This is a genomic window from Streptomyces sp. NPDC059003 (assembly GCF_042740445.1).
Taxonomy (GTDB): domain Bacteria; phylum Actinomycetota; class Actinomycetes; order Streptomycetales; family Streptomycetaceae; genus Streptomyces.
The window spans coordinates 1-1,879 of record NZ_JBHYJH010000418.1 but is presented as its reverse complement, the minus strand read 5'-3'; the positions used below and the strand labels follow the sequence as shown (position 1 = coordinate 1,879).

Annotated in this window: 3 protein-coding genes; 1 reads left to right on the top strand and 2 read right to left on the bottom strand. The window is 77.4% G+C overall.

Features of this window, described 5'->3' with window-relative positions:
* Nucleotides 1-76: 76 nt before the first annotated feature.
* The gene (locus ACFWZ5_RS46270; RefSeq protein ID WP_384806902.1) at nt 77-286 is read left to right on the top strand and encodes a zinc ribbon domain-containing protein; all 210 of its coding nucleotides are present in this window, start codon (nt 77-79) and stop codon (nt 284-286) included.
* 9 nt (nt 287-295) lie between these two features.
* On the opposite strand, the gene ACFWZ5_RS46265 is transcribed toward ACFWZ5_RS46270, so the two are convergent.
* Both ACFWZ5_RS46265 and ACFWZ5_RS46260 read right to left on the bottom strand, forming a co-directional pair.
* Nucleotides 296-1,258 (bottom strand): sugar kinase, encoded by a 963-nt coding sequence (locus tag ACFWZ5_RS46265; RefSeq protein ID WP_384806899.1) that lies wholly within the window; start codon nt 1,256-1,258, stop codon nt 296-298.
* A 199-nt stretch (nt 1,259-1,457) separates the two neighbouring features.
* Nucleotides 1,458-1,879, bottom strand: a 422-nt coding sequence (locus tag ACFWZ5_RS46260) for a bifunctional 4-hydroxy-2-oxoglutarate aldolase/2-dehydro-3-deoxy-phosphogluconate aldolase (protein ID WP_384893310.1), incomplete at its 5' end; no start/stop codon positions are given.

Here is a 1,879-nt window from a genome sequence, read left to right as displayed (position 1 = left end):
AGGGGTCCTAGGGGCGGAGCCCCTAGTTCGGGAAGGGGCGGGACTGGGGCGCCCCCGGCGACGTACCCTGTCCCGCATGCCCCGATACGAATACCGCTGCCGCTCCTGCGGCGACACCTTCGAGCTGAGCCGGCCCATGGCGGAGTCCTCGGCCCCGGCCCCCTGCCCGGCCGGCCACGACGACACCGTGAAGCTGCTCTCGACCGTGGCGGTCGGCGGCACCGCGACCACCCCCGCGCCCACGCGAGGAGGCGGCGGTTGCTGCGGCGGAGGCTGCTGCGGCTAGGCGCAGCGATCAGCGCACCACGGTCCCGGCCTCCGCACCGAGAAGCCCCAGCTCCGCCCGCGTAGGCGCCCCTTCCCAGTCCCCGCGCGCGGCGACCGCGAAGGCACCGCAGACGACCGCCCGCTCCAGGCGCCCCGCAGGCTCCGCCCCGTCGAGCAGCGCGGAGAGGTACCCGGCGACGAACGCGTCCCCGGCCCCCACGGGGTCGACGGCCCGCACCGGCCGGGCGGGGCGGTGGAGTTCGGCCCCGGCGGTGTACGCGGTGGCCCCGTCCGCGCCGAGCTTGACGACCACCTCGCGGACGCCGAGGCCGAGGAGGGACTCGGCGAGGCCGGGGACGGGGGCGCCGTCGGCGGACGGCAGACACAGGGGGAGTTCGTCGGCGGAGGCGATGAGCACGTCGACGTACGGGGCCCAGGCGCGGAGGACGGCGCGTGCCTCGTCCTGACTCCACAGCCGTGAGCGGAAGTTGACGTCGAGGCAGACCTGGACGGACCGCTCGCGGGCCAGGCGCAGGGCGCGGTCGCAGGCGGCGCGCGCCGAGGCGCCGAGCGCCGGAGTGATGCCGGTCAGATGCAGCACGCGCGGCGGCTCGCCCGCGGTGAAGGCGCGCTCGACGGCGTCCGCCGTGACGCGTGAACCGGCGGAGCCCGCGCGGTAGTAGTGCACCCGCGTCACCTCCGGAAGCCGCGGCTCGAAGAGCAGCAGACCGGTCGGCGCGCCCGCGTCCCTGCTCGCCCCCGCGACGTCCACGCCCTCGGCCCGCAGCGTGCGCAGGACCAGCTCACCGGCCTCGTCGTCGCCGACGGCACCGGCCCAGCGCACGGCGTGCCCGAGCCGCGCGAGCCCGATCGCCACGTTCGACTCGGCACCCGCGACGGACACCTCCATCACACCCCCGAGCCGCAGCGGCCCACTGCCCCGCAGCGCGACCATCGCTTCCCCGAACGTGAAGACATCGCCCGCGCTCACCCGCACACCTCCATCGCACTACCGAGCCGCAGCGGCCCGCTTCCGCACAGGGCGGCCATCGCTCCGCCGACGTGAAGAGGTCTGCCGCTCGTCCGCCCGTGCCCCTCCACCGCACCGCCGAGCCGCAGTCGCCCGCCGCCGCGCGAGGCGGCCCCCGCCCCGCCCGACGTGAAGACGCCCGTCGCCCGCCCGCCCGCGCTCACCCGCACACCCCCACGAACCGCGCCGCCCGCTTCCGTAGCGCGGTCAGGTCGCCGCCGGACGCCGCGTCGCCGATGAGGGGTGAGCCGATGCCCACCGCTGTCGCCCCGGCCGCCAAGTGGGCCTCGGCGGTGGGGGCGTCGATGCCGCCCACCGGGACGAACGGGAGAGTGGGGAAGGGGGCGCGCAGCGCCTTCAGGTAGGCGGGGCCGCCCATCGCCGACGCCGGGAAGACCTTGAGGGCGGTGGCGCCCGCCGCGTCGGCCGCGATCACGTCGGTCGGCGTGAGCACCCCGGCGAGCACCGGCAGGCCGAGGCGCAGCGCCTCGTCGACGCCCGCGCCCAGGCCGGGCGTCACCGCCAGATTGGCGCCCGCGTCCGCCGCGCGGCGCGCGTCGTCCGCCGTCAGGACCGTACCCC